21 protein-coding genes are annotated in these 26189 nt (G+C 66.8%); 12 read left to right on the top strand and 9 right to left on the bottom strand.

From position 1 onward, the window contains the following. Positions 1–94 precede the first annotated feature (94 nt). From K7G82_RS23455 to K7G82_RS23440, 4 genes are all read left to right on the top strand, one after another. On the top strand, positions 95–2200 hold the full coding sequence (locus K7G82_RS23455) for a TonB-dependent siderophore receptor (protein WP_222992378.1): 2106 nt from the start codon (positions 95–97) through the stop codon (positions 2198–2200). Positions 2201–2295: 95 nt separating this feature from the next. Continuing rightward, positions 2296–2754 (top strand): PaaI family thioesterase, encoded by a 459-nt coding sequence (locus tag K7G82_RS23450; protein WP_222992377.1) that lies wholly within the window; start codon positions 2296–2298, stop codon positions 2752–2754. 104 nt (positions 2755–2858) lie between these two features. After that, the gene (locus K7G82_RS23445) at positions 2859–4574 is read left to right on the top strand and encodes an amidohydrolase (RefSeq protein WP_222992376.1); all 1716 of its coding nucleotides are present in this window, start codon (positions 2859–2861) and stop codon (positions 4572–4574) included. Positions 4575–5132: 558 nt separating this feature from the next. Next, the gene (locus K7G82_RS23440; protein WP_222992375.1) at positions 5133–6551 is read left to right on the top strand and encodes a M20/M25/M40 family metallo-hydrolase; all 1419 of its coding nucleotides are present in this window, start codon (positions 5133–5135) and stop codon (positions 6549–6551) included. Between the two features lie 5 nt (positions 6552–6556). Here K7G82_RS23440 and K7G82_RS23435 read toward each other — a convergent pair whose 3' ends face one another. From K7G82_RS23435 to K7G82_RS23415, 5 genes are all read right to left on the bottom strand, one after another. Next, entirely contained in the window at positions 6557–7600 is a 1044-nt protein-coding gene (locus K7G82_RS23435; protein ID WP_222992374.1) for an alpha/beta fold hydrolase, read from the bottom strand. A gap of 63 nt (positions 7601–7663) precedes the next feature. Further along, complete coding sequence (locus K7G82_RS23430) at positions 7664–8209, bottom strand: hypothetical protein (protein ID WP_222992373.1); 546 nt, start codon at positions 8207–8209, stop codon at positions 7664–7666. A 10-nt stretch (positions 8210–8219) separates the two neighbouring features. Continuing rightward, complete coding sequence (locus tag K7G82_RS23425) at positions 8220–9056, bottom strand: EamA family transporter (RefSeq protein ID WP_222992372.1); 837 nt, start codon at positions 9054–9056, stop codon at positions 8220–8222. Positions 9057–9114: 58 nt separating this feature from the next. Next, a complete protein-coding gene (locus K7G82_RS23420; protein WP_222992371.1) occupies positions 9115–9429 on the bottom strand; it encodes a DMT family transporter in 315 nt (104 codons plus the stop codon). 15 nt (positions 9430–9444) lie between these two features. Further along, positions 9445–10068, bottom strand: coding sequence for an FMN-dependent NADH-azoreductase (locus K7G82_RS23415; protein ID WP_222992370.1), 624 nt, complete (start codon positions 10066–10068; stop codon positions 9445–9447). Positions 10069–10162: 94 nt separating this feature from the next. Between K7G82_RS23415 and K7G82_RS23410 the strand changes: the two genes are divergently transcribed. The 3 genes from K7G82_RS23410 (at position 10163) to K7G82_RS23400 (ending at position 12495) form a co-directional block, all read left to right on the top strand. Further along, on the top strand, positions 10163–10993 hold the full coding sequence (locus tag K7G82_RS23410; protein WP_222992369.1) for a LysR family transcriptional regulator: 831 nt from the start codon (positions 10163–10165) through the stop codon (positions 10991–10993). Positions 10994–11062: 69 nt separating this feature from the next. After that, on the top strand, positions 11063–11557 hold the full coding sequence (locus tag K7G82_RS23405) for a DUF3291 domain-containing protein (RefSeq protein WP_222992368.1): 495 nt from the start codon (positions 11063–11065) through the stop codon (positions 11555–11557). Further along, complete coding sequence (locus K7G82_RS23400; RefSeq protein WP_222992367.1) at positions 11554–12495, top strand: carbon-nitrogen hydrolase family protein; 942 nt, start codon at positions 11554–11556, stop codon at positions 12493–12495. Before K7G82_RS23405 ends, K7G82_RS23400 begins: the two co-directional genes overlap by 4 nt. Positions 12496–12660: 165 nt before the next feature. Here the strand turns inward: K7G82_RS23400 and K7G82_RS23395 are convergent, their stop codons facing one another. From K7G82_RS23395 to K7G82_RS23385, 3 genes are all read right to left on the bottom strand, one after another. Beyond that, positions 12661–15624: a TonB-dependent receptor gene (locus K7G82_RS23395; RefSeq protein ID WP_222992366.1), complete on the bottom strand. Its 2964-nt coding sequence runs from the start codon at positions 15622–15624 to the stop codon at positions 12661–12663. An 80-nt stretch (positions 15625–15704) separates the two neighbouring features. Further along, positions 15705–16664, bottom strand: a complete 960-nt coding sequence (locus K7G82_RS23390; RefSeq protein ID WP_222992365.1) for a FecR family protein — start codon at positions 16662–16664, stop codon at positions 15705–15707. Then, positions 16661–17233 carry an RNA polymerase sigma factor gene (locus K7G82_RS23385; RefSeq protein ID WP_222992364.1) on the bottom strand — a complete coding sequence of 191 codons (573 nt, stop codon included), beginning with the start codon at positions 17231–17233 and terminating at the stop codon, positions 16661–16663. The genes K7G82_RS23390 and K7G82_RS23385 overlap by 4 nt, the downstream gene beginning before the upstream one ends. Positions 17234–17486: 253 nt before the next feature. Between K7G82_RS23385 and K7G82_RS23380 the strand changes: the two genes are divergently transcribed. Together K7G82_RS23380 and K7G82_RS23375 are read left to right on the top strand one after the other, a co-directional pair. After that, entirely contained in the window at positions 17487–18470 is a 984-nt protein-coding gene (locus K7G82_RS23380) for an alpha/beta hydrolase (RefSeq protein ID WP_222992363.1), read from the top strand. 154 nt (positions 18471–18624) lie between these two features. Then, on the top strand, positions 18625–21081 hold the full coding sequence (locus K7G82_RS23375) for a M20/M25/M40 family metallo-hydrolase (protein ID WP_222992362.1): 2457 nt from the start codon (positions 18625–18627) through the stop codon (positions 21079–21081). A 6-nt stretch (positions 21082–21087) separates the two neighbouring features. Here K7G82_RS23375 and K7G82_RS23370 read toward each other — a convergent pair whose 3' ends face one another. Further along, complete coding sequence (locus tag K7G82_RS23370; RefSeq protein ID WP_222992361.1) at positions 21088–21732, bottom strand: TetR/AcrR family transcriptional regulator; 645 nt, start codon at positions 21730–21732, stop codon at positions 21088–21090. A gap of 118 nt (positions 21733–21850) precedes the next feature. On the opposite strand from K7G82_RS23370, the gene K7G82_RS23365 reads away from it, so the two are divergent. The 3 genes from K7G82_RS23365 to K7G82_RS23355 all read left to right on the top strand — a co-directional run bounded on the left by K7G82_RS23365 (position 21851) and on the right by K7G82_RS23355 (position 26130). Further along, the gene (locus tag K7G82_RS23365) at positions 21851–22447 is read left to right on the top strand and encodes an RNA polymerase sigma factor (RefSeq protein ID WP_222992360.1); all 597 of its coding nucleotides are present in this window, start codon (positions 21851–21853) and stop codon (positions 22445–22447) included. Next, positions 22419–23387 (top strand): FecR family protein, encoded by a 969-nt coding sequence (locus tag K7G82_RS23360; protein ID WP_222992359.1) that lies wholly within the window; start codon positions 22419–22421, stop codon positions 23385–23387. Before K7G82_RS23365 ends, K7G82_RS23360 begins: the two co-directional genes overlap by 29 nt. A 274-nt stretch (positions 23388–23661) precedes the next feature. Then, positions 23662–26130 carry a TonB-dependent receptor gene (locus K7G82_RS23355; protein ID WP_222992358.1) on the top strand — a complete coding sequence of 823 codons (2469 nt, stop codon included), beginning with the start codon at positions 23662–23664 and terminating at the stop codon, positions 26128–26130. The last annotated feature ends 59 nt before the right edge of the window (positions 26131–26189 follow it).

Raw genomic sequence — 26189 nt, 5'->3', positions numbered from 1 at the left:
GCGATTCATTAGCAAGAAAAATGCTATTGATAATTCTTCGCAATAATATAGGGCGAGCCGGATTCCGGACTCAGTGAATAAAAAAGGGCGCGACATGGCGAGAATGATCCTTATGGCGGGGCTGGCGGGCGCGCTGGTCAGCCAGGCCGCTTGGGCGGACGACACCACGCCCGCCGGGGAAGACCAGGACGATATCGTCGTCACCGGCGCCATTGCCGGCACGAAGACCGAAACCCCGCTGGTCGAGCTGCCCCAGCCCATCACCATCGTCACCTCGGAACAGTTCATCTCGCAGGGTGCGATCAGCATCAGCGATACGGTGAAATATGCCGCCGGCGTGCTCGCCAATCCCTATGGCCGCGACACGCGCGTCGACGGCTTCAACGTCCGCGGGCTCGATGCGCTCCAGTTCCGCGACGGCATGCGCGACATCTTCTCCTATTATGCCAGCATCACCTCCGATCCCTATAATTTCTCGCGCGTGGAGATCGTGCGCGGCCCGGCTTCGGTGCTGTTCGGCCAGGGCTCGATCGGCGGGCTCGTCAATCTTGTTTCCAAGACCCCGGAATTCCGCACCGGCGGCGAACTGAACCTCGTCTATGGCAGCTATGACCGCAAGGAAGCGCTGGGCGACATCAACATCGCGCTGTCGGACACGCTGGCGATCCGCGCGGTCGGCCGCGTCCGCGACGCCGACACCTATGTCGATCATGTGCCCGACGATCGCGTGATGTTCGCGCCCTCGATCCGCTGGCAGCCGACGCCCGCCACCGATATCGTGCTGACCGGCCTGTATCAGGAGGACGACACCGGATCGACCTCGCAGTTCCTGCCGATTGTCGGCACCTTCCGCCCGAACCCCGGCAATCCCGGCGGCCGGCTCGATCGCTACACCTTTGTCGGCAAGGCGGGCTGGGATCGCTATAATGGCCGTTCGCTGCAGGGCGGCGGATCCATCACCCACCGATTCTCGGACGCGGTGCGCCTCAGCCTCAAGGCCCGCTATATCGACAGCGACCTCCAATATTTCACGCATTATGCCGATAGCTACAGCTATCCCACCAATCCCTATTCGGTTTACGGCACCGACGGCCGGACCATCGGCATGACCGCCGACGCGAGCGACGCGCGGATGAACGTGTTCTCCACCGACAATAATCTGGAGATCAAGTTCAACACCGGCGCCAATATCGAGCACAAGCTGCTGATCGGCGTCGATTACAGCTGGAACAAGGTGGGCAAGCGCTACGCCGTGACGACGCCGGAAACCGTCGACCTCTATGACATCGATTACGACGCGCTGCTGACCTATGAGCCCAGCGGGCCGTTCTTCCACGAATCGCAGAAGCAGCTCGGCATCTATGTGCAGGACCAGATCCGCTTCTACGATCGCGTCTCGGTCGTCCTGGGGGCACGGCGCGACCATGTGACGGGTTCGTCGGGCAACACCGACAATGCCACCACCTTCCGCGCGGGCATCATCGGCGAGATCGGGGCCGGCCTGTCGCCCTTTTTCAGCTATACCGAAAGCTTCCTGCCGATCGCCGGATCGCTCACCAATCCGGATGGCAGCATCGGCGACCCCTTCGTGCCGCAGACCGGCACCCAGTTCGAAGGCGGCGTGAAGTGGCAGCCGGGGCGCAACACGCTGGTGACGGTGACGGCGTTCCATATCAAGGAGCGCAACCGCGTCCTCTATCTCGCCAACGGCGCCACCACCCAGTCCGGCGAACTGAAGACCAAGGGCATCGAGATCGAGGCGAGCCACAGCCTGCCCGGCGATTTCGAACTGCTGGTCAATTACGGCTACAGCAAGCTGCGCTCGGAAACGAACACCAGCCTGGACTATATGCCGCGCCACACCGCATCGATCTGGTCGACGAAGAGCTTCGGCGTCGCCGATGGCGCGCGGCTGCGGCTGGGCGCGGGCGTCGTCTATAGCGGCAAGAGCAAGTCGACCGGCCCGCTCGACCCCTATGGCCTGAATCCCCTGATTCCCGCCGGCACGCTCTACACCGTCGTCACCCCGTCGCGCACCACCGTCGATGCCCTGGCGGAGATCACATGGGACAAATGGCGCTTCGCCATCAACGCGACCAACCTGCTCGACAAGCGCTATTTCGCGTCGTGCCTGGCGCGCGGCGACTGTTTCATGGCGGCGCCGCGCAACGTGATGGCGACGATGGGGTTCCGGTTCTGAAGGCGCGGGCGATCGGCCCCGCCTGATCGACGCTGTCTGATCGATCGGGCGTCATCGCCATTGCGGCGGCACGTGCTTCCTGCCACCGCTGAGCGATGACGACGCGCCACACGGACGACCTTCCCGACCCGGGACACCGCATCGCCGCAAGCTTCGCCAAACAAGGGCTGATGGCCACATTGGGGGCGGAACTCGGCGATGTGTCGCCGGGCGCGGTCGAGATCGTGCTGCGGCCGCGGGCGGCGGTTTCGCAGCAGCACGGCTTCGTCCATGCCGGCGCGCTGAGTGCGATCGCCGATACCGCGGCGGGCTATGCGGCGCTCAGCGTGATGCCGGCGGACAGCGGCGTGCTCACGACCGAATTCAAGATCAATCTGCTCGCGCCGGCGACGGGTGAACTGATCCGCGCCAGAGGGCGGGTGGTGAAGGCGGGCAGGACGCTGATCTTCGCGCAGACCGATATCCTTGCCGAAAGCGAGGGCAGGGAGCGGCTGGTCGCCTATCTCACCGCCACGCTGATGGTGATCGCCGGGCGCGACGGCATCAGCGACTGAGCTTTCGCGAATGCGCGCGAGCGCGTGACAGCGCGCGCAACCATGATATCACCTCCGCGGAACGGCCTGGCGAGGCGCGCGCGGCCGCAAGCGGAGGGGCAGCAATGGGCGAATTGATCCACAGCCGGCGCGATTTCATCGCGAGGGCGGGTTTCGGCATGGGGATGCTGGGGCTGTCGGGCAGCGGCTGGGCGCGGGGATCGGCGGCGCCGGATCTGATCGTCTTCAACGCCAATGTCTGGACGGTCGATCCCGATCAGCCGGGCGCGCAGGCCTTCGCGGTGAAGAACGGCCGCTTCGTCGCGGTGGGCGGCAATGACGAGATCAAGGGCTATGCCGGCCCGGGAACGCAGCGGATCGATGCGGGCGGCGCGACGGTGGTGCCCGGTTTCATCGATGCGCATATCCATGCCAGCGGCGATGCCGCGCTGTACGACGTCGTTGTCGGCAATCCCTTCGAGGTCGAGTTCATGACGATCGCGACGATCCTCGACCGGCTGCGCCAGCGCGCGAAGGAGACGCCGCCGGGCGTGTGGATCGACGGCGCCTTTTACGACGATACCAAGGTGAAGGACGGGCGCCCGCTCACCCGCCAGGATCTCGACTCGGTCTCGACCGAGCATCCGATCCGCGTGCGCCATCGCGGCGGCCATACCTGCTGGTACAACAGCAAGGCGTTCGAGCTGGCCGGGATCACGCGCGACACGCCCAATCCGCCGGGCGGCGAATATTTCCGCGACGCCAGGGGGGAATTGACCGGCCGTGCCGCCGAACGAGCCAACCGGATCTTCTACACGGTGGGCAAGGAGCCTGAATTCACCCCCGCGCAGAAGGAGGAGCGCGCCCGCGCCGCTGCCGCGCATTTCTCGAAACAGCTTGTCCGCTACGGCGTCACCAGCGTGCAATCGAGCACTGCGCAATATGACGATCTCGTCGCGCTCCAGGCCGTGCGCGCCGCAGGAGAGCTGCGCCACCGCGTCAGCTTCGAAGTGTCGGGCGACCTGCTGGAGGGGATGATCAAGAACGGCATCAAGAGCGGGTTCGGCGACGACTGGATCCGGCTGGGCGCGACCGCCGAACATGCGGTGGACGGATCCTTCTCCGAACGGACGATGGCGATGTCCAAGCCCTATGTCGGATCGAACCCGCCCAATTACGGAATCCTGGTGGAAACCCAGGATGCGCTGAACGCTTGGGTGGAGCGCGTCCACCGCGCGGGCATCAGGCTCAACTGCCATGCCAATGGTGATCGCGCGATCGCCGCGACGCTCACTGCCTATGAACGCGCGCTCGGCGCGATGCCGGTGGCGGACAGCCGGCCCAAGATCACGCATTGCACGATGGTCAACGACGATCTGATCCGTCGCATCAAGGCGCTCGGCGCGATCCCGGCGCCCTTCACCAGCTATGCCTATTACAACACCGACAAGTTCGGATTCTACGGCGCGGAGATCATGGATCACTGCATGGCGTTCCGATCCTTCCTGGATGCCGGCATCCCGGCGGCGGCGGGCTCCGATTATTTCCCCGGCCCGTTCGCGCCCTTGATGGGCATCCAGGGCATGGTGACGCGCAAGGGCTGGAACGGCGAGACCTGGGGCGCGAAGCAGCGCGTGAGCGTGGCGGAGGCGATCCGGATCAGCACCTGGAACGGCGCGTTCGCCAATCATGAGGAAGCGATCAAGGGATCGATCACGCCGGGCAAGCTCGCCGATTTCGTGATGCTGGCGGAGGATCCTCAGAAGGTTGATCCGGAGAAGATCATCGGCATCAAGGTGCTGCGGACGGTGACGGGGGGGCGGACGGTTTACGAGGGGTGACGGGGATTTCTCCAACCTGTCATCCCCGCGTGCGCGCATTGGTGTCCGGGATTTGTTTGCCGAAGTTCCGCGAGCGCTCCGTAAACTGGACGAAAGTGCCTGGAATTGCGTTGTCGAGACATGATCTTGCCGTCGCAGCCGAACCTCTCCTCCCTATCGAAGATGGGGAGGGAGTGGCGGGTTGGATTGCCCCCGGCAATCCAAGATCGTGCCGGGGGCACGATCGACCCGATACTCACCGACCGCAGGTCGGTGATGGAGGGGAAGATGCGATGGATCATTCCCTGTCGTAGCCGACGGAAATCCTGAAAGAATCCGCTTCGAACATCGTGCGGGGCGGAGGCATCCCATTTCCCCTCCACCACGCCGCTTCGCGCCGCGGTCCCCCTCCCCACGCTGCGCGCAGGGAGGAGAATTCTTGCCGTCTCGCACTCCGAATGAAATCCCGGACAGCAATGCGCGTGCGCGGGGATGACAAGAGGGCGCGCGCAACCGGTTTGACAGCGGCGCGGTGGCCCCATAGCCCTTGGTTCGGCCGATTGTCCTGGGGGAATTCCGATGAAATATCCGTTCGCCGCCGCCGTCAGCGCGCTCGCGCTTCTCTCCTCCGGCGGGGCATCGGCGCAGTCGCCCGAGCTTCGGCCCGATCAGGTCGCGTTTCGCGAACTCTACAAGGAGCTGATCGAGACCGACACGTCGGTCGCGACGGGAAGCTGCACATTGGCGGCCGAGAAGATGGCGGCGCATCTGAAGGCGGCGGGCTATACCGACGATCAGCTGACCGTGTTCAAGCTCGACCAGTTCCCGCTCGACGGCGGGCTGGTCGCGATATTGCCGGGTTCGTCGAAAACGGCGAAGCCGATGCTGCTGCTCGGCCATCTCGACGTCGTCAATGCGCGGCGCGCGGACTGGGAGCGCGATCCGTACAAGTTCATCGAGGAAAATGGCTATTATTACGGCCGTGGCGCATCGGACATGAAGGCGATGGTCGCCGCCTGGGTCGATGCGATGGCGCGGTTCAAGAAGGAAGGCTTCAAGCCGAAGCGCACGATCAAGATGGCGCTCACCTGCGGCGAGGAATCGGGTGCGCGGATGAACGGCGCGCAATGGCTGGCGGAGAACAAGCCCGATCTGATCGCGGCCGAATTCGCGCTCAACGAAGGGGGCGGGGGCCGTACCGACGGCACGGGCAAGGTCGTCACCCAATCGATGCAGGTGGGCGAGAAATCCAATCGCAGCTTCGATCTGGAAGCGACCAATCCCGGCGGTCACAGCTCGATCCCTGTCGACGACAATGCGATCTACGAACTGGCCGATGCGCTGGTGAAGGTGCGCGCCTATAAATTCCCGATCCGTTTCAACGACACGACACGCGCCTTCTTCGCCAAGGCGGGGGCGGCGCGCAGCGACGAACTTGGCCAGGCGATGGTGCGGCTTGCGCAGGATCCGGCGGACAAGGCGGCTGAGGCGATCGTCTCCAGAGATCGCGGCTTCAATTCGATGCTGCGCACCACCTGCGTCGCGACCATGGCGGAGGCGGGGCATGCCGCCAACGCGCTGCCGCAGCGGGCGAAAGCGACGATCAATTGCCGGATCGCGCCGGGCGAGGACCAGGACACGACGCGCGCCGCGCTGCAACAGGCGATCGGCGACCCCAAGGTGAGCGTCACCCTGGTCGGGCGGCTGCGCCCGATCGCCGTCACCCCGCCGCTCGACCGCAAGATCATGGAGCCCGCCGAAAAACTGGTCGCGCGCTATTTTCCCGGCGTGCCGCTGATCCCGACCATGTCGACCGGCGCCACCGACGCCACCTATCTCGCGCCGATCGGCATCCCCACCTATGGCGTGCCCGGCGGCTGGGGCGATCCTGACGGCAACGGATCGCACGGCCTGAACGAACGACGCGCGATCCGATCGGTGATGGTCGGGCGCGAATTCCTCTACGATCTGGTCAAGGCGTACGCGAACCAGCCTTGAACGGGCTACCGCGCCGTTTTCCGTGCCGCCGCGATGACGTCCTTGATCGCGGCGATCACCAGATCGGGGCGTTCGTCCTGTATGTAATGGGCACTGTCGGCGACGCGGCGATTTTCACCGCGTAACGACAGCGCCGCGAGTTCGCGATGCGCTTGCGCCAGATCGAGCTGGAAGGCCGGGATCTGGTCGAACACGGCCTGGGGCGTGCCGGGGGGCAATTGCTGCATCTTCTCGGCGGACAGGACGATGAGCGGCATCGCGCCATAGTCGCGCGCGGGATTGGCGACGAGTTCGGTGCTGCGCGAGAAATTGGCGGTGAGCGAGATCGTCGCCGCCCAGCGCGCCTGGCTCATGTCGCGCGTCTTCAGCGCCTGTGACAATGCCCTGGGGTAAGTGGGCGGATAGGCCAGGCAATTGTCGGGATCGGGGGAGGTGGGGGTCAGCTTGCCGCTCGCCACCGCCGCCGCGCAATCGCGCGCTTTCTTCCGCATGCCCGCATAGATCTCGTCGGCAAAGGCGGGCAGCGCTGGGGCGGCCTTTTTCTGCCGGGCTTCCTGGTGCGGGATGCTGGGATCGACGAGCACCATGCCGATCACCTCTTGCGGGTGGCGATCCTTGAACAGCAATGTTTCATAGCCGCCCATCGAATGGCCGACGAGGATGTAAGGCCCCTTGATCCCCGCGCTTTTGAGCGCGGCTTCCAGATCGGACGTGGTGGTGTCGACGCCCTGTTCGATGGTGCTGCCGTCGCTGAAGCCGAAGCCCGCGCGATCCCAGGCGCAGGCCCGCACGCGGCTGTCCTTCACGATCGCGGGCTGGATGTTGCGCCAGGTCTGCGCCCAGTCGCCGAGCCCCGCGGTCATGATCACGGTGGGCGATCCGCTGCCCATGCATTTCAGATGGATGCGGCGGCCGTCGGGCAGGCGGGCGAGTATGCCGGGCTTCACATAGGGGGTGAGCAGGGGATCGGGCGTTGCGGGCGGTGCCGGCTGCGCCTGCGCGGCGATCGCCATCAGCCCCGAAATGATCGCAAATCCCCAAAAACGCATGTCTCGTCTCCCCGAAGCGGGGATCATGGCATCGGCATCCGATGCTGTCGATGCATCGCCGTGTCAGCGGGAAACCGGAACCAGTTCCATGTCGGGCGCCGGCCTGTCGGGCATGGCGAGAAAGGCCTTCAACTGGGATTCGACCAATGCCCGATCGCGGAAATTGCAGGTCGGCGCGCTGTTGGGATCGCTCGACACGAATCCGCCCGCGCGCTCGACGGCGGCGCGCACCGATCCGCCGCAGGGCAGGATCGTGATCAGGTAGCGTCCATCGCGGACCTGCATCAGCAGGAAGGATGCGCCCAGATCATGCCCCTTGCCGCCCATCTTCTGCATCTGGACGAGGTAATTGCGCTCGGCCGCCGGCCCGAACGGCACGCTGACGATGCGCCACGGCGTCTCGACGGTGACCGACTGGCTGCCATCGTCATTGCCCGCGACGAGCAGGATCTCGTCGCCTTCGGGCGGGGCGCCGGGCTCGACCAGGCGATAGTCGCCGGCCGGGATCACGGCCTGTCCTTCGGTGGCGGGGTACCAGGGCTCACCCTCCCAGCAGGCGGCGAGCAGTAGTGGCGCGATCAGCACCGCGATCGATCTCCACATCTTCATCGTTCGTCCTTCAACCCGATCGCAATATGGCCGCACCCGCCGCGATCACGCAAACCGCCACGATCCGCGCCGTACTGACACGTTCCTTCAGCACCATGCCCGAAATCGCGACGCCGAACAGGATCGATGTCTCCCGGAGCGCCGCGACCACCGCCACCGGCGCCATCGTCATCGCCCACAGCGCCAGGCCATAGGATGCGAGCGTCCCCAGTCCGCCGGCCATCCCCAGATGCCAGTTGCGCGCGGCATAGCCGACAAAGGCGCGTCGCCGCGCCAGCAGCGCCCAGGCGGCGAGCGGCAGGCCGGTCAGCAGGAAGATCCACAGCGTATAGGCGGCGGGCGCGCCCGAGCGGCGCACGCCCAGCCCGTCGATCACCGTATAGCCCGCGATCACCAGGGCATTGAGCAGGGCCAGCAGCAGCCCGGCCCGGTCGCCGCCGCGCCGCCCGTCCGCCGCCATGCCGAAAATGCCCGCTGATAGCACCGCGACACCGGCCCAGGCGGATGCGGACAGCGGCTCGCCGATCCAGGCGGCGCTCGCCAGCGCAACGAGCAGGGGCGCGGCGCCGCGCATCAGCGGATAGGCCTGGCTCATGTCCGCCACGCGATAGGCTGCGGCGACCAGGATGAAATAGACGATCTGGAACAGCGCCGAGACCGCGATGAACGGCCAGCTCGCCGGGGCGGGGGCGGGCAGCAGCGGCAGCGCCGCCGCCGCGACCAGTGCCGCCGATGCCGTCACCAGCACCGTCGTCAGCAGCGTATCGCTGCCGCGCTTGACGATCGCGTTCCAGCCCGCGTGAAGCAGGGCGGCGAACAGGATCAGTCCGAAAACGGCGATCGGCATGGGTGGTCAATATGGGAAACGGACGCGTTCCGCCATGGCCGGCCGCACCGAAAATGGCTCAATCGGCCAGCTTGAGACCCGCTATGCCGAGCAGGACGATGCCCGCAAGGGCCAGTCGCGGTCCGCCCAGCGGCTCCGCGAACATGATCGCCCCCAGCGCGAGCGTTCCGACCGCGCCGATCCCCGTCCAGACGAGATAGGCGGTGCCGAGCGGCAGGACCTGCAAAGCCCGGGTCAGCAAAATGATGAACGCGGCGAGCAGCAGCAGCGAGATCGCGCTCCAGCCCATATGGGTGAAGCCGGCCGATCGCTTCGCGGCATAGGCCCAGGCGACGTCGATAAGACCCGAGGCGACGAGCATCGCCCAAGCCATGGCATTGCCCATCGCTCAGCCCTCCGCCGCGATCGCGGACAGGCGAGCCATCGCCGCCAGCCGCGCCGTCGTCATCGCCTGTGGATCGCCGATCGTCGGGCCTGCGCTCACGATCTCTGCGTCGGTGAGGCCGATGAACGCCAATGCGGCGCGCAGATAGTCGCTGGCGAGATCGGGGCGGCCCCAACTCGGGCCTTCGCGATAATCGCCGGCGCTGGCGAGGATGATCGTCACCGGGCGAGGCGCGAGCAATGGTGCATAGCCGGTGGCGGGATCGAAGCTGAAGCTGAGCCCGGGCTGGGTGATCAGATCGATCCAGTGCTTGAGCTTGTAGGGAATGCCGAAATTCCACATCGGCGTCGACAGCAGCACGCGATCGGCGCGACGCAGGCGATCGACCAGTGCTGCGACCTCCGCCCAGGCGCGTGCCTGTTCGGGATCGAAGGGCTGCCCGGCGAGGCGTTTGTATTTGGCGTCGAGCATCGCGCCGTCGAATTCGGGCAATGGATCGCGCCACAAGGGCAGGTGATCGACCGTCCAGCCCGAGCCTGCGAACGCAGCGGCGAAGGGGGCGGCAAGCGCGGTCGAGGCCGATCGCGCGCCGCGCGGCGAGGCTTCGATATGGAGCAGGATGGGCATTGCGATCTCCCATTGGGTGGTGGGGGAGATCTAGTGTCGCACTTCTGCAAAGACTTGACGTTTCGGTGCATATCGGTTTCGCATCGATGCGAAGATGATCGAGCATGACGATATCGGCCTGGTGGCGACGATCGCGCGGACGGGCGGACCGGTGCGCGCCGCGGCCGCGCTCGGCACGCATGTCGCGACAATCTATCGCCGGCTCCATCGGCTGGAGGATCGGCTGGGGCTGGGCCTGTTCGAAAAGCTCGACGGGCGCTATCTGCCGACACCTTTCGCCGAGGAGCTGATCGCCGCGGCGGATGCGATGCAGTCGACGCTCGACGAACTGGCGCGCAAGGCGGCGGGGCATGACGGGCGGCTGACCGGAACGCTCTGTGTCACCACGACCGATACCGTTCTGCCGATGCTGAGCCAGGCGATCGCGCCCTTCATCGCCAACCATCCGGAATTGCGGATCGACATCGCGATCGGCAATGCGATGGCGGACATGACGCGTCGCGCGGCCGATATCGCGGTGCGGCCGACAAGCACTCCGCCCGAAACGCTGATCGGGCGGCGGATCGGGGCGATCACCTTCGCCGTATTCGCGGCTCCGGGCGGCGCGGAGGGCTGGATCGGTTTCGATGATAGCCTTTCGGCGGTGCCGGCGGCGGTCTGGCTGGAGGAGCGGGCGGGGCAGGCGCTGCGGCTGCGCGTCAACAGCCTGTGGGCGGCGGCGCAGGCTGCGGCCGCAGGCCTTGGCCGCGCCGTGCTTCCCACCTATCTGGCGCGCGGCCTGCCGATCGCGCCGGTCGAAGGGCCGATCGACGCGCTCGGCTCCGATCTCTGGCTGCTCTATCACCCCGATCTGAAACGCACGCCGCGTGTGCGCTATTTCGTCCGCGACGTCGCGCCGCGCCTGGCGAAGCTGCTGGCGGGCTGAAAAACTTTGTGAAGACGGTGCAGCCTGTGCATTGCTGTCACGGTCGATTCAACGCTTCAGGAATCTACCATGCCCGAGATCCGAGACCATCATCTGGCGCAGATCAACATCGCGCGGTTCCGCGTGCCGATGGCCGATCCGGTCAATGCCGATTTCATCGCCAATCTCGATCGCGTCAACGCGATCGCGGAAGGGAGCCCCGGCTTCGTCTGGCGGCTGGTGGGCGAGGGCGGCAACGCCACAGATATCCAAGCGTTCGACGATCCGGACGTGATCGTCAACATGTCGACCTGGGCCGATATCGATGCGCTGGCGGCCTTCACCTATCGCGATCCCGCGCATCTGGAGATCATGCGCCGCCGCAAGGAATGGTTCGAGCGCATGGAATTCGCGATGGTGCTCTGGTGGGTTCCCGCCGGCCATCGCCCGACGCCGGCCGAAGGCAAGGCGCGGCTCGAACTGCTGCGTCGGCAGGGTCCGAGCGAAGACGCCTTCACCTTCGCCCGGCCTTTCGGCCCGCCGGGTACCGGGCAGGCAGAGCCGCTGCTGGATCGCTGCGCATGAGCGGCACCGTTGTCGCCGCCCTCCAGATCGGCTCGGACCCTCGTGGCAAGGCCGCGACGCTGGAAGCGATCCTCGGCTTCGAGGCGGAGATCGCCGCTTCCGGCGCGTCGCTGGTGGTGATGCCGGAGGCGCTGCTCGGCGGCTATCCCAAGGGCGAGGATTTCGGAACGCGGCTGGGCTATCGCCTGCCCGAGGGGCGGGCGGCGTTCGCGCGCTATCATGCCAATGCCGTCGATCTCGACGGGCCGGAAGTGGCGGCGCTGGCCGGGCTGTCGGATCGCACGGGCGCCGCGATCGTGCTGGGGGTGATCGAGCGCGCGGGATCGACGCTTTATTGCACCGCCTTGTTCATCGAGCCCGGCCGGGGCCTTGTCGCCAAGCATCGCAAGCTGATGCCGACGGGGCTGGAGCGGCTGATCTGGGCCAAGGGCGACGGATCGACCATGCCGGTGGTCGAAAGCCGCGCCGGCCGCCTGGGCGCCGCGATCTGCTGGGAAAACCATATGCCGCTGTTCCGCGCGGCGATGTACGCCAAGAATGTCGAGATCTGGTGCGCGCCCACCGTCGACGATCGCGACGTCTGGCGCAGCACCATGCGCCATATCGCGCATGAGGGGCGCTGCTTCCTGGTCAGCGCGTGCCAAGTGATGGGCTCGCCCGGCGAACTGGGCACGCAGGCGGACAGATGGGAGACGGATCGCCCGCTGATCCGTGGCGGCAGCATGATCGTCGGCCCGCTGGGCGATGTGCTCGCGGGGCCGATCGAGATGGAGACCGCGCTGATCACCGCGACGATCGATACCGCCGAACTGGCCGGTGCGCGCTACGACCTCGACGTCGTCGGCCATTATGCGCGGCCCGATATCTTCGAGCTGAGGGTGAACGAGACGCCGCGGCCGGGGGTGGCGATGCGCGTCGATCCGGACGAGGCGGGCTGATGGCGCGCATGCGGAATCGTCACGCAAAGCGGAATATCATGCCCTTCCGATGTCATCCCCGCGTATGCGGGGATCCAGCTTCTTCTTCTTTTCCTGATGCTTCACGGAATAGCTGGATCCCCGCTTTCGCGGGGATGACAGGTTGGTTCAACGCTCACGTCCAGGTCAGAAACTCACGCGCGCGCCGGCCGTGAACATGGTGCCCACCGTGTCGTAATAGATGCTGCTGGTTGTCGTGATCGGCAGCTTGACGTCGAACAGGTTGCTGACGTTGCCGAACAGCGTGAACCGCTCCGCAACCTTGAACTGCGCACCGATATCGACATAGGTCCGCGCATCGATGCTGTTGTCGACCAGCGTGGTCAGCAGGTGGTTGAACTTTCCGCCGCCGATATGCCGCAGCCGCGCGTCGAGCCCCAGCCGGTCATTCTGGTAATTCACGCTGAGCACGCCGCGCCAGTGCGGCATGGCATTGGCGGTCGCATCGCCGACATCGCCTGCCGTGTCGACGCGGGTGAGGCCGGTATCGAAGATGAAGCGATCGACATAGGTCGCCAGCGCGCGGAAACGCAGCGTGCCCGGCAGGCTCGCCGCGATCCGATCCATCGCGACCGAATAGGACGCTTCGAAATCGAGCCCGCGCGTTTGGAAGCTCGCGATATTCTGCGCGTTGGAGAGTACCTGCGTCACCGTGCCGGTGGCGTCGCGGGTGATGCGTGCGCAGGCGGCGGTGCTGCCGCGCGCGCAGGCCAGCGTCAGGTTCGATCCGGAAAGTGTTGCGATCGCGCCCTTTACCTTGATGTCGTAATAATCGACCGAGATGTCGAAGCCCGGAAGGAAGGCGGGCGCATAGGATGCGCCCAGCGTCAGCGTCTTGCCGATCTCCGGCACCAGATCGGGATTGCCGCCGCCATAGGTCGTCACCTGCGCGGGATTGGGGTTGTAGCCCGGCGTGCCGGTGCGGCCGGCCGTATCCTGATCGACCAGCGGCCCGATGCCGATCGCGCGGTTGGAGAAGAGTTCGCTGACATTGGGGGAGCGGATGTCGCGCGATCGGGTGGCGCGCAGCAGCAGATCGTCGAACAGCCGTACCGTGGCGCCGGCCTTCCACGACCAGATGCCGCCGCTGGTGCTGTAATCCGAATAGCGGACCGCGCCGTTGAGATCGGCCTTCACCGCGCCTTCGGCATCGATCAGCGGCACCACGATCTCGCCAAAGCCCTCCTTCACGCTGAACCCGCCCGAAACGGGCGCGCCGAAGCCGGACAGGCCGAAGGCGCCGGCGGCGTCGAGCGCCCCGCGCGATCCGGTCTGTTCCTCCCACCGGGCTTCCGCGCCGACGACGACAGTGACCGGGCCGGCCCAGAGCGAAAAGGGATCGCCCTGGATCTCGAACCCCGCAGAATCCAGCTTCGTCACGACGTTCGAAACCTGCGTGCCGCGCACATAGGCGAGCGCTTCGGGCGTATTGTTGCCCTCCCCGAACGGATTGATCGGGCGGCAGGCGGGATCGTCGTTGCTCGCGATCGCATCGGCATTCACCGCGCAGACGATCTGGCCGTTGCTCGAAACCGCGTTGATCGCCCTGGCGAAATTGGCGGCGATCCTTGAATTCTCGAACCGGGAGCGCGTGTCCACTTCGCCATGGCTGTAATGCGCGCTGTATTTCCAGCCCTTGCCGAAGCGGCCCTCGATCCCGATCGCGCCTTCCTTGTTCTCGCGGACCGAGCCGAAGCGCATCGGGAACACGTCCATGAACACGCGCGACAGGGTGAAGCTGGTCTGGCCGGCGGCGGCGAGCTGGTTGCGGATGCCGGCGGACAGGAACGGGTTGCTTGCCTGGATCGTCAGCGGCGCGATCAGGAAATCGGGAAAGAACACATAGCTGGATGTCGCCCGTCCATAGGCGATATCGGCCCAGAGTTTGGCGTTTCCGATCTCGTAGCTCGCCCGTGCATAGCTGTTGAAGCGTTCGAAGGGGGAGGCGGCGTAAAGATCGTCATACAGGCCGACGGCGTCGCGGCCGCCGATGCCCTGCGCATTGGGGCCGTCGAACGGGCGCAGGCTTCCGTCATTGTTGAACATCTGCCCCGCCAGCACGCCGCTGGCGATGACGCCGCCATGGCTTTGATAGGCATTGACGTCGCGCGCCAGTTGCGTGCGCAGGTCGGTCAGGCTGCCCGGCGAAACGCGCACGATGCCCGAACTGCCGAGATTGGGCCTCGAATTGCGGTCCGCTATGCCGTTGTCGTCGACATATTCGGCGCCGATCATGAAATGGCCGGCCCCGCCGGCAAAGCGCGTGCCGAAGCTCGCGTCGAAACCGAGACGGGCTGCGTCGCCGCGCGACGAGATGCCGCTGGATGCGCCGGCGGAAAACCCGTCGAGATCGTCGTTCAGGATGATGTTGACCACGCCCGCGACCGCGCCCGACCCCCAGGCGGCGGAGGCGCCCCCCGTCACCACCTCGACGCGTTCGACCAGGCCGGTGGGCACGAAATTCAGGTTGTTCTCGCCCGCGAACCGGCGGCCGTTGAGCAAGGCCAGCGTCCTGACATTGCCAAGCCCGCGCAGGTCGACGGGGGCCACGCCGGTCAGCGTGCCGCCGACGGTGACGGCCGGATTGATCGTGGGGCGGAATTGCGGCTGATCGTTCAGCACCTGCTGGAGATTGGCGCGCGCGGCCTGGCGGATCTCGCTCTTGCCCAGAACCGTGGTCGGCGTCGGCTGGGCGAAGCCCGCGCGTTCGACGCGCGACGCGGTCACGACGATCGCGGCATCCTGCTCGTCGTCGGCGGCCGCGCCCGTCGCCTGTGTCTCGTGCGCGCGCATGATCGCGATCGCGCCGGAGGAATCGCGTTCGGCGACGAAGCCGCTGCCCGCCAGGATCCGCGCGAGCGCGGCGTCCACCGGGGCGACGCCGCGAATGCCCTTCGTCCGGGCGCCGCTTACCTCGTCGGGCTTGTAGATGATCTGGATGCCGGCCTGGCGGCTGAAACTGTCGAGCGCGGTCTTGAGATCGCCGGCCGGAACCGAAAATGCACGGTCCTGCGCGTGCGCTGCCGTCGATACCGCGATGACGGCGACGCCGGCCGCCAGGATGTTGCGAAATACATGGCTGGAACTCATCGGTCTTCCCCCCTTTGTGCGGGCGGCTCCAGGGCGGCCCTGCAAGGTTGGACAGGCGAGGGGCGAATTACCCTTGGTCCTCATTCGCTGATTTCCAGCGTGTCGGCGGTTTCGCGGATCTTCAGGCCATAGGCCTTGCCCAGCAGGCGCGCGAAGGCGTCGACATTGTCGGCGTCGAACCGGCCACTGATCGTCATCCGGTCCAGCGCGCCCGATCCGATCCGCAACTGCCGGCGATTATAGCGATTGAACTCCGCCGCCGCGTCCGCCAGCGCCGTCCGGTCGAACAGCAGGGCGCCGGTCCGCCAGCTCAGTGCCGCCGCGATGCGATCCTGCGAGGTGGGCAGGATCAGTGCGTTCGTGCCCGATGCCATCGCCTGATCGCCGGGGCCGAGCAATCTGAGCGGGGCCGTGCCCAGGCTGGCCGGCTGGACGGGTTCGACGCGAACGCGCCCCTCGAGCACGCTGACGCGCATATCCGCGCCATCGCGCCGCACCGAGAATTTTGTGCCGACGACGATCACGCGATGCGAGCCCGCCAGCACTTCGAAGGGCCTGGCCGGATCGTGCGCGACATCGAAAAAGGCCTCGCCGCGTTCGAGCCAGACGCGGCGGCGGTCGTTCGCGATCTCGGTGCGGATCACGGTGTCGGTATTGAGTTCGATACGCGATCCATCGGCCAGCGGCACCGCCGAATGCCCGCCGCGCGCCGTCGCGAACCGTTCGGGCGTCGCGACCGGCGGTGATCGATGGATGAGCACCGCCGACACGCAGAGCAGAAGCAGCGATGCCGCGACCGCCATCGGCCACCAGATGCGCGGGCGCGCCGCGCGCCCGGTTCCGCGCGCGGGCACCCTGAGCGCCGCCAGCCGATCGGCCGCGCGCCAGGCGCTTTCCAGCCGGTAGAAGGAGACCTCATGCTCGATGCACTGGTCCAGCCAGTGTGCGAACGCGGCGGCGTCGGCCGCGTTCCAGTCGCCGCCATCCTGGCGGGCCAGCCAGATGGCGGCTTCCTGTTCGATGATTGCGGCCGTCCTCATGCGCCCCGGCTCCGTGCCCCGGCGCCATGAACCGTGCCCGGATCGGCGGGTTCGCTTCCCTCGCGCATCATGTCCGCCAGGCCCCGCATGCCGCGCGTCAGATGCGCTTCCACCGTCTTCAGGCTGAGGCCGGTATGCGCGGCGATGTCGCGGTGCGACATGCCCTCGACTTTGCGCAACATCACAATCTCCTGGCAGCGCGCCGGCAGCCGGGCGACGGCGGCGCGCACGTGCCGCAGTTCGTCGCGCGCGACGGCATGGCGTTCAGGCGTCAGTTCCTCCGCGGGGGCGGGAACCTCCTCCAGATCCGCGACGAGTTCGAAGGAGACGATCGCCGCGCGGCGCGCATGGTTGATCAGCAGGTTCCGCGCCGTGGTGAAGACGAAGGCCCGGGCATTGCGCGGCAGTTCCTGGCATCCGGCCGCGAAGACCCTGGCATAGACCTCTTGCCGGAAGTCCGGGATATCCTCGCCCGTCCGCCAGTTCCGGCGCAGGAACGCCGTCAGCACATGCTCAAGCGGCAGCACTTCCCGGCAGAACCATGATTTGACTTCGCTGCGCTCGACCATGTGCCTCCTGCTCCGACGACAATCGAGCGCGGCAAAACCCTTGGCTTCGAAAATGCCGATGCGCGCGCGCTGATGGCCGGCGCGGGAATCGGCACAGGGTTCGGATGATCCCGATTGTCTTGCGCTCATGCGGGCCGCATCGAATCGGCTTGCCGGGCATTAAGCTATATGAATTAGCTTAAATTCGTAAATCGGCCAGTGAAGAGGAGTTTTCGGGGTGGTGGCAAAGGCAAAATTCGGAATTGCATTAGCTTTGACGGCGGCGCAGTTGTGCGCGCTCGGTGGTCCGGCGATCGCGGCCGCGCCGCCGGCGGGGCAGGCCGGCGCGGTCGTGCCGGCGTCCGCCGAATGGGACATGCGCTCCGAAGCGACGGGGGCGACTTACAGGATCTCGGTCGCGGAACCGGTTTCGGGCATGCCGGCGGCGGGCGTGCCGGTCCTGTATGTGCTCGACGGCAACGGATGTTTCGGCACGGCGACCGATATGGCGCGCATCCAGGAACTGGGCATGGAAACGCGTGGTGTGCTGGTCGTCGCCATTGGCTATCCGCTGGGCGACGATCCCGCCGCCACGCGCGAGCGGCGCCGGTTGCAGCGGGTGATGGATCTGACGCCCGACGCCCCCCAGGGCGCGGAGGCGCTGGTCGCCCGCCAGATGGGCGGCGCCCCTGTCGGCGGTGCGGCGCGTTTCCTGCAGTTCCTGAAGCGCGAACTCGAACCCGAACTGGCGCGCCGTTATCGGATCGACGCGGCGGACACCGCATTGTTCGGTCATTCGCTGGCCGGCCGTTTCGCGCTCGACACCGCCTTCACCCATCCCGAAAGCTTCCGCACGATCGTCGCGGCGAGCCCGTCAATCTATTGGGGCGGCGGCGATCTGCTGGCGCGCGAGAAGGATTTCGCGCGCCGCGTGGCGGCGGGCGGCAAGGGCCCCAGGCTGTTGATCACCGTCGGCGGACTGGAGGAGACGGTGCTCGACCTGCCGTTGCCGGGCGAGGCCGACCGTGCCGGCTATGCCCAATATGTTCGCGAGGCACGGACCGTTGAGAATGCCCGCGAAATGGCCGGCCGCCTGGCAAAGCTGCCGTCCGGATCGGGCTTCGTCACCGATTTCGCGCTTTTCGAGGGCGAAACCCATGTCGGCACCGTGGCCGCCGCGCTGGCGCGCGGCATCCGCTTCGCGTTCGCCGCATTCGCATTTCCCAAGGCGGATGCCGGGGCAGGCGGCCGGCGCTGATCGGCCTCTGGCCATATAGCCGCATGGCATGCCCCGCCCATCGCCGACGATGGCAGCCGATATGGCGGGCATTGTAGGGTGTACGATCATCGGCGGGCAAGCTAGTTGGATTAGCATCCGCCGCGCGGGCCGCGACAATGAAGGTGACGGGAACATGGATCAGGTGTCTCAGGGAACGAAGCCGGACGCCGGAACGGGCGGGGCGCTCAACTGGCTGCTGATCGGCCTTGCGCTCGCGATCGGCCTGGCTCTCGCCTGGGGCACGACGACATTGCCAGCGCCCGCGCCCAGGTCCGCGCCCGCCGATGTTTTCTCGGCCGAACGCGCGATGGACGATGTCCGCGCGATCGCGGTGCGCCCGCATCCGATCGGTTCGGCGGAGATCGAGCAGACCCGCGCCTATCTGATGACGCGCATGCAGGCGCTGGGGCTCGATCCGCAGATGCGCACGCAGACCGCGATCACGACGCATCCGCATTTCAAGGATCTGGCGCTCGCCGGCCGCGTGCGCAACATCGTCGGCGAACTGAAAGGGAGCGATCCCAAACTGCCCGCCGTGATGGTGATGGCGCATTACGATACCGTGCCGCATTCGCCGGGCGCGGGCGACGACACGTCGGGCGTGGCCGTGGCGCTGGAGACGGCGCGCGCGCTCAAGGCATCGGGCGGGCTGCAGCGCTCGGTCGTTTTCCTGATGACCGATGGCGAGGAAGCCGGGCTGCTCGGCGCGAGCGCCTTTTTCCATGACGACCCCTTGCGCGGCCGCATCGGTCTGGTGATCAATCTGGAGGCGCGCGGCGACAATGGCCGCAGCCAGATGTTCCAGACCAGCCCGAACAGCCGCGGGCTGATCGAGGTCTATCGCGATGTCGTGGCGTCGCCCTCGGCGGATTCGCTCACCGCGACGCTCTACAAGCGGATGCCCAACGACACCGATCTCACCATCCCGCTGATGAAGGGTTATGCGGGGTTGAATTTCGCCTTTGCCGGCAACCAGATGGCCTATCACACGCCGGTCTCGACGCCCGAGAGCCTGAGCGTCGGCAGCCTCCAGCATATGGGCGATCAGGTGCTGCCGACGGTGCGCGCCTTCGCGCAGGCGGGCACCTTGCCCAAGAGCCTCGACGAGATGGTCTATGCCGATCTGCTGGGCCTGACCTTCGTCTCCTATCCCGCATGGTTCGGCTGGCTGCTCGCGCTCGTCGCGGTCGTCACCGCTTTCGGTGCGCTGGGGCTGGGCATCGCCCGGCGCCGCATCGCCTGGAAAGAGGCGGCGCGGGGTGCCGGCGGATTGCTGGCGCTGCTGCTCGGCATCGCCACCGCGCTGCTCGTCGAACTGCGCCTGGCGTCCTTCCTGCTGAAGGACGTCGCCTCGCCCTATGCGCTGATCGCGCAATTCGGCTGGCTGCTGGCCGCCGCCGGGCTGATCGCGGGCGGCGCGGGCGTGCTGCTGTTGCGTGCCGCCGCCAATGGCAAGCGCCGCGCGGCCGCGCTCTGGCTGCTCGGGGCGGGATTGCTGTGCGGCGTGCTCGGCAGCTTCAGCCTGGTCGCGATGGCGGTGGGGCTGGTCGCGGCCTTGCTCGCCTTTGTCAGCTTCGGCCGGCCGGCCGGGCTTGCGGGGTTCTTCGCGGGCGCGGTCGCGCTGGTCGCGCTGTTCACCGTCGCGCTCCAGATTGCGCTGCCCAATGGCGCGCATGCATTGGTCTGGCCTTTGCTGCCGCTGGCCGGCGTCTCGGCGCTGCTGGTGCTCGCGCCCGAACGGGCAGGGCGCACCGCCGCGCTGGCGGGCATCGCGGTCGCCGCGGCCCTGCTGATCGGATTGATGGCGACGCAGAGCTATGGCTTCTTCGTGCTGATGGGGCCGATGCTGCCGATGATCGTCACGCCCTTCGTCGCGCTGGCCGCGCTTGGGCTGGCGCCGCTGTTCTGGTCGCTGAGGGGATCTGCCTGGACCGGGGCGGCCGTGCTTGCGGCCGGCGTGCTGTTGTGCGTGTTCACCGGCATCCATGGGCGTACGCCGACATCGGCGACGCCCGAACTGGTCCAGGCCTTTTACCTGACCGATATCGACAAGCGCGCCAGCTATTGGGCGAGCACCAAGCTCGATCCCTTCGGCTGGACGAAATCGGTGCTGGAGCAGGATGGCGGCGCCGCGACGCGCCGGCCGATGGAGCCGCTGTTCAAGGATCCGTTGCTGTCGGCGCGCGCGCGGCAGGCGGCGTTCGTGCGGCCGGTGCTCGATCTGTCGATGGCCGGAGAGGGCGCGGCACGGCGGATCAATCTGCGCGTCGCCAATGCCAATGGCGGCCGGTATCTGCAGATCTTCATGAAGCCTTCGGCGGATATGACGGGGCTGACGCTGGAGGGCCGGCCGCTGCCGGGCAAGCTCAGCGCGGGCAAATGGTCGCAATTCCCCTTCTATGCCAGCGGCGCCGATCCGGTGACGCTGACGGTGACGCCGGGTGCGCGCGGGCGACTGGAGGTCGAACTGGTCGAGGTGCGCGACGGCTGGCCGGCGGGCGCGAAGGTGCCGGCGCGGCCCGCCAATGTGGTGCCGGTCGGCCGGGCGGATACGAGCATGATCCTCGCCCGGTCCAGACTGGCCTGGTGATCGCCTCTATCGCAGCAGGCTGAGCGCGAGCGAAGCCGCGCGCGATTGCAGGCGTTCGAGTTCGGCCACGCCGATCGCCGCGCTGGTGCCCGAATAGGGCCAGACGAGCGATACCAGGACGGTGCCGAACATCATCGAGAAGAAGCCGGGATCGAGATCGGCGGTGAACGCGCCATCGGCGATGCCGCGCCGATGCGCGGCGCGCAGCGCGTCGACCATGCGCGAGACGCCGTCGAGGCGGGGCGTATCCTCGACCGCGCCCAGCGCGGCCGAGATCGGGCCGAAGCCGCCCGGCGTTGCCAGGTCGCGCAGGATCATCCGGCCATAAGCGGGCTTGTTCGCGAAGAACCAGACCAGGCCGCGCGCCCAGCTTTCCATCCAGGCGACGGGGTCAAGCGCGGGATCGGGGCTCAGGAACTGCGCCAGTTCCTCCACCATCGCGCGCGCCAGTTCGGCGATGATCGCCTCGCGGCTTTCGAAATGACGGTAGATGGAGGGGATGCGAATGCCGACGGCATCGGCGATGTCCTTCAGGCGCATCTCCTCGACGCCGTCGCGCGCGATCAGGCGCATCGCTTCCTCGAGGATCAGGCTGCGCGTGCCCACCGGTTCGTTCTGGCGCAGCCGCCGTCGCGGCGTCCGTTCGCTCATCAATCCTTCCCAGACGTGTCTTCGGAAAGGCTAATTGTCATAGCATCGGGGCGGCTGTCCATGCGTTGCATGCCCATGCTCTTGTCGGCGGGCGCGGTTTCGTATCAATTAGCCGGCTATGCATCGCTATGACGAACGCGCCCTGTGGCTGGCCCGCAACGTGCTTCCGCACGAGCCGGCCCTGCGCGCGTGGCTGTCGCGGCGGCCGGTGGACGGGCTGGACATCGACGATATCGTCCAGGAAACCTATGCGCGGCTGAGCACCACCCAATCGGTGGAGGAGATCCGCAATCCGCGCACCTACCTCATCACCACCGCGCGATCGGTGATCCTCAGCCATATCCGCCATGCTCGCGTGGTGCCGATGCATTCGATGACCCAGCTCGAGGCGATGGACTTCGTGTCGGACGAGCCCGATCCCGAAACCGTCGCCGCCGATCGCGACGAGCTGCGCAAGCTGGCCGAGGCGATCGCGCAATTGCCGCCGCGCACGCGCGAGGTGTTCGTGCTTCGCCGGGTGAAGGCGATGTCGCAGCGCGAAGTGGCGCAGGAACTGGGCGTCGCCGAAAGCACGATCGAAAAACAGATGAGCAAGGGCTTTCGCCGCCTCGCCGATATTCTGGGCAGGGGTGGAAAAGCGGAGGCTGGCGCGTCTAGGGAAGCAACGGAAGGAAATGCCGGGACTTATGCACAGAGAGACAAGCCAGGAGATTGACGCCGTCGCGGCCGATTGGGCGGCGCGGATCGATCGCGGCGCGCTCTCTCCGGCGGACGAGGGCGAACTGGACGCGTGGATCGCGGGCGATGCGCGCCGGCTGGGCGCGTTCATGCGCATGCGCGCGGTGGCGCTCCAGTCGAACAGCGCGCGTGCGCTCGGCCCCGATTTCGATCCCGAGGCCTTTGCGCAGGCGGAGCCGCCCGCCGCCACGCCGATCACGCGCCGCCGCCTGTTCTGGCTGGGCGGATCGGCGGTCGCGGCGTCCGCGCTGGGCGCGATCGGGCTCGGCCTGATGATGCGCGACACGGTGTACGAGACGAAGCTGGGCGAGATGCGCGTGGTGACGCTGGAGGACGGATCGGCCGTCACGCTCAACACCGCCTCGCGCATCCGCGTCGCCTTTGCCGATGCACGGCGAACGGTGACGCTGGAGGAGGGGGAGGCGCTGTTCGACGTCGCCAAGGATCCGGCGCGCCCCTTCATCGTCGAGGCGGGCGGCACCTCGGTCCGCGCGGTGGGAACCAGTTTTTCGGTGAAGCGGCTGAGCGACGCGCCGGTGGAGGTGCTGGTGCGCGAAGGCATCGTCGAGGTTGCCCAACCCGCGACGCCCCGGCCGGTGCGGATGACCGCCAATATGCGCATCGTCACCAGCCATGCGGTGGCGCAGCCGGTCGCGATCGCGCCGACCGAGGTTGATCGCGAGATCGCCTGGCGCAGCGGCCGCATCGCCTTCGAAGGCGAGCCGCTGGCGCAGGCCGCCGCCGCATTCGGCCGCTACAGCGACACGCGGATCATCATCGAGGATCCCGGTATCGGCCGCGAGGAGATCACCGGGCTGTTCGCGTCGAACGATCCCGTCACCTTCGCCAGGGCGGCGGCGGCGAGCCTGGAACTGAAGGCAGTGATCGGTCCGGGTGAGGTGAGGCTGTCGCGCTGAGACTTCGATCTGCCTGTCTCTGTCATTCCCGCGCACGCGGGAATCCAGCTTTTCCGTGAAGCATCAGAAAGAAGAAGAAGCTGGATTCCCGCATGCGCGGGAATGACAGGATGGAGCACTGCGGGTGAAGCGGTGGAGCAATCCAGCGTATGACCGCCGCGTCCAGCCCCCCCAAATATATTTCAGATTTTTTTCAGTACCGGATAGCGGATTTGAAATCGGCCGCGCGTCTAGGCCCGAACGCCCGCAGCAAGCGGGCTCTGGGGGGACGGATATGACACGGAAGAAAAGCATCTCGACATTGGCGGCCGCCTGCGCGATCGCCGCTCTGGCGCTTGGCCAGCCCGCTCATGCGCAGCAGCGCCGCTTCGACGTGCCCGCGCAGGATGCACGCCAGGCGATCCCGCAATTCGCGCGTCAGGCCGGCATCCAGATCTCGGCGCCGACCGGCCGGCTGCGCGGCGTGCGCACCCGCGCGATCAAGGGCGATCTCGACGCCCGGGCGGCGCTGCGCGCGATGATCGCGGGCACCGGCCTGTCGATCGCCAGTGACGACGGATCGATGATCATCCTCAAATATGGGGAGGCGCAGCGCCCGACATCGTCGGCCGCGCCCGCCGAGGCCGCCCCCGAAACCGCGGAGGCCGACCCATTCGCCGACAGCGAGATCATCGTCACTGCCGGCAAGCGCAACGAACGGCTGCTCGACGTGCCGTTCTCGATCACCGCGCTCAAGGGCGATACGCTGACGCGCAACGGCGAAGTGCGGCTGGAGGATTATGCGGCGCGCGTGCCCGGCCTGAACGTGACCAACAACGCGACGGGCGGCGCGCAATCGGGCGTCAGCATCCGCGGCATCACCACCGGATCGGGCAACCCTACGGTCGCCGTCTATATCGACGACACGCCGGTCACCACGAGCACCTTTTTCGGCGGTGGCAATTCGATTCCCGATCTCGATCCCAATGATCTGGAACGGATCGAGGTGCTGCGCGGGCCGCAGGGCACGCTATACGGCGCGGCCAGCCTTGGCGGGCTGATCAAGTTCGTCAACAAGGCCCCCGATTTCAGCAATGTCGGCGGTCGTGTCGAGATCGGCGCCACCGCCATCGACGGCGGCGATGTCGGCGTGGCGGCACGGGGCCGCATCAACCTGCCGCTCAGCGAGACGGCGGCGGTGGTCGCCAGCGGCTTTCACCGTGTCGACCCCGGATTTCTCGACGATCCGGCGCGCGGGCGCAAGGATCGCAACCGTTCGCTCTACGACGGCGGCCGGGTGGCGCTGGCGCTGAAGCCCACAGAGACGATCAGCATGAACCTGTCCGCGCTGCACCAGCGGATCCGTATCAGGGGCAATCCCGTCATCGATGTCGATCCCGCCACCGGGCGGCCGATCGGTGGAGACCTGGTTTCGGCGCCCGTGCCCGGCACCGACGTGTCCAACGCTTCGCTCTGGCTGTTCGATCTCGCGATCAAGGGTGATTTCGACGGGTTCGAACTCGTCTCCGACACCAGCTACAGTCGCCGGCGCTTCAGCGGCATCGTCGATTATTCGCCGGTGCTCGGGCCGCTCATCACGCAATTCTTCGGCGTGCCGGGCGCGGGCGGCGGGCTCGTCACCCAATTGGGCGCCAACAAGTTCACGCAGGAAGTGCGGCTTACGTCGAGCGCGTCGGGGCTGCTCGGCTGGCAGGTCGGCGCCTATTACACGCGGGAAACCAGCACGCTGCACCAGGAGACGAGCAATCTCGACGGTGCGACGGGGGCGGTGCTGCCCACCGTTCCGCTGCTGCTGTCGGTCGACGGCCCGACGCGCTACGAGGAAATCGCGGGCTTCGGCAATCTGACGCTCAACCTGAGCGAGCGTTTCGACGTGCAGGCGGGGCTCAGATACAGCCATAACAGCCAACGGTCGAAATCGATCACCGACGGGCTGCTGACCGGTGCGGGCGTGATCCCGGCTTCGTCCTCTGAAAACCAGCTCACCTTCTCGATCAATCCGCGCTTCCGGATCAGCAACACGCTGATGGTCTATGCCCGTGTCGCCTCCGGCTTCCGGCCCGGCGGCCCCAATGCCGGGCTGACCGGCCCGTTCGCCACCTATGGCGCGGACAAGGTGATCAATTATGAACTGGGAACCAAGGCCGATCTGTTCGATCGCATGCTGAGCCTGGATCTCGCCGGCTTCTTCATCGATTGGGACGATGTCCAGATCCGCGGCACCGATCCGGTCACCGGGCTCAACTTCTATCGCAACGGCGGCAAGGCGCGCAGCAAGGGCGTGGAAGGATCCTTCGCGCTTCGGCCCGTCACCGGCCTGACGATCAACGGCAATATCGCCTATACCGACGCCTATACGCGATCGGCATCGGCGGCGCCGACCTTCGCCAATCCGGGCGATCGCCTGCCCAACACGCCGAAATGGGCGGGGCTGCTGGGCGCCGAATATGGCTTCGCCATCGCCGATGCGTGGAACGGCTATGTTGGCGCCAATTACCGCCATGTCGGCAGCCGGCTGGAGATCTTCACCGCGAGTGCCGCGATCCCGCGCTTCGTGATGCCGTCCTACGACACGGTGGATCTGCGCGCGGGCCTGTCGCACAACGGCTATGCGCTGGACGTCTATGTCCGCAACGTCGGCGATACGCGCGCCTTTCTCAGTAATTCGGGCACCGGCGGGATCCAGCGCATCGCGATCATCCAGCCACGGACCTTCGGTGTCTCGCTATCGAAGACATTCTGATCCATATCGGTTCGTTTGATCCGAAAGTTTAAACCGGAATTGGCATTCGCTGCCGGGGC

It is taken from the genome of Sphingomonas colocasiae, from assembly GCF_019880585.1.
GTDB lineage: Bacteria > Pseudomonadota > Alphaproteobacteria > Sphingomonadales > Sphingomonadaceae > Sphingobium_A > Sphingobium_A colocasiae.
The sequence above is the reverse complement of the archived record's forward strand: the minus strand, read 5'-3'. Positions and strand labels throughout refer to the sequence as shown.

What these genes read in the sequence shown, in the direction of transcription:
- K7G82_RS23455 (WP_222992378.1), top strand. Translation starts at nt 95, where the DNA reads ATGGCGAGAATGATCCTTATGGCGGGGCTGGCGGGCGCGCTGGTCAGC.
- K7G82_RS23450 (WP_222992377.1), top strand. Translation starts at nt 2,296, where the DNA reads ATGACGACGCGCCACACGGACGACCTTCCCGACCCGGGACACCGCATC.
- K7G82_RS23445 (WP_222992376.1), top strand. Translation starts at nt 2,859, where the DNA reads ATGGGCGAATTGATCCACAGCCGGCGCGATTTCATCGCGAGGGCGGGT.
- K7G82_RS23440 (WP_222992375.1), top strand. Translation starts at nt 5,133, where the DNA reads ATGAAATATCCGTTCGCCGCCGCCGTCAGCGCGCTCGCGCTTCTCTCC.
- K7G82_RS23435 (WP_222992374.1), bottom strand. Translation starts at nt 7,600, where the DNA reads ATGCGTTTTTGGGGATTTGCGATCATTTCGGGGCTGATGGCGATCGCC.
- K7G82_RS23430 (WP_222992373.1), bottom strand. Translation starts at nt 8,209, where the DNA reads ATGAAGATGTGGAGATCGATCGCGGTGCTGATCGCGCCACTACTGCTC.
- K7G82_RS23425 (WP_222992372.1), bottom strand. Translation starts at nt 9,056, where the DNA reads ATGCCGATCGCCGTTTTCGGACTGATCCTGTTCGCCGCCCTGCTTCAC.
- K7G82_RS23420 (WP_222992371.1), bottom strand. Translation starts at nt 9,429, where the DNA reads ATGGCTTGGGCGATGCTCGTCGCCTCGGGTCTTATCGACGTCGCCTGG.
- K7G82_RS23415 (WP_222992370.1), bottom strand. Translation starts at nt 10,068, where the DNA reads ATGCCCATCCTGCTCCATATCGAAGCCTCGCCGCGCGGCGCGCGATCG.
- K7G82_RS23410 (WP_222992369.1), top strand. Translation starts at nt 10,163, where the DNA reads ATGATCGAGCATGACGATATCGGCCTGGTGGCGACGATCGCGCGGACG.
- K7G82_RS23405 (WP_222992368.1), top strand. Translation starts at nt 11,063, where the DNA reads ATGCCCGAGATCCGAGACCATCATCTGGCGCAGATCAACATCGCGCGG.
- K7G82_RS23400 (WP_222992367.1), top strand. Translation starts at nt 11,554, where the DNA reads ATGAGCGGCACCGTTGTCGCCGCCCTCCAGATCGGCTCGGACCCTCGT.
- K7G82_RS23395 (WP_222992366.1), bottom strand. Translation starts at nt 15,624, where the DNA reads ATGAGTTCCAGCCATGTATTTCGCAACATCCTGGCGGCCGGCGTCGCC.
- K7G82_RS23390 (WP_222992365.1), bottom strand. Translation starts at nt 16,664, where the DNA reads ATGAGGACGGCCGCAATCATCGAACAGGAAGCCGCCATCTGGCTGGCC.
- K7G82_RS23385 (WP_222992364.1), bottom strand. Translation starts at nt 17,233, where the DNA reads ATGGTCGAGCGCAGCGAAGTCAAATCATGGTTCTGCCGGGAAGTGCTG.
- K7G82_RS23375 (WP_222992362.1), top strand. Translation starts at nt 18,625, where the DNA reads ATGGATCAGGTGTCTCAGGGAACGAAGCCGGACGCCGGAACGGGCGGG.
- K7G82_RS23370 (WP_222992361.1), bottom strand. Translation starts at nt 21,732, where the DNA reads ATGAGCGAACGGACGCCGCGACGGCGGCTGCGCCAGAACGAACCGGTG.
- K7G82_RS23365 (WP_222992360.1), top strand. Translation starts at nt 21,851, where the DNA reads ATGCATCGCTATGACGAACGCGCCCTGTGGCTGGCCCGCAACGTGCTT.
- K7G82_RS23360 (WP_222992359.1), top strand. Translation starts at nt 22,419, where the DNA reads ATGCACAGAGAGACAAGCCAGGAGATTGACGCCGTCGCGGCCGATTGG.
- K7G82_RS23355 (WP_222992358.1), top strand. Translation starts at nt 23,662, where the DNA reads ATGACACGGAAGAAAAGCATCTCGACATTGGCGGCCGCCTGCGCGATC.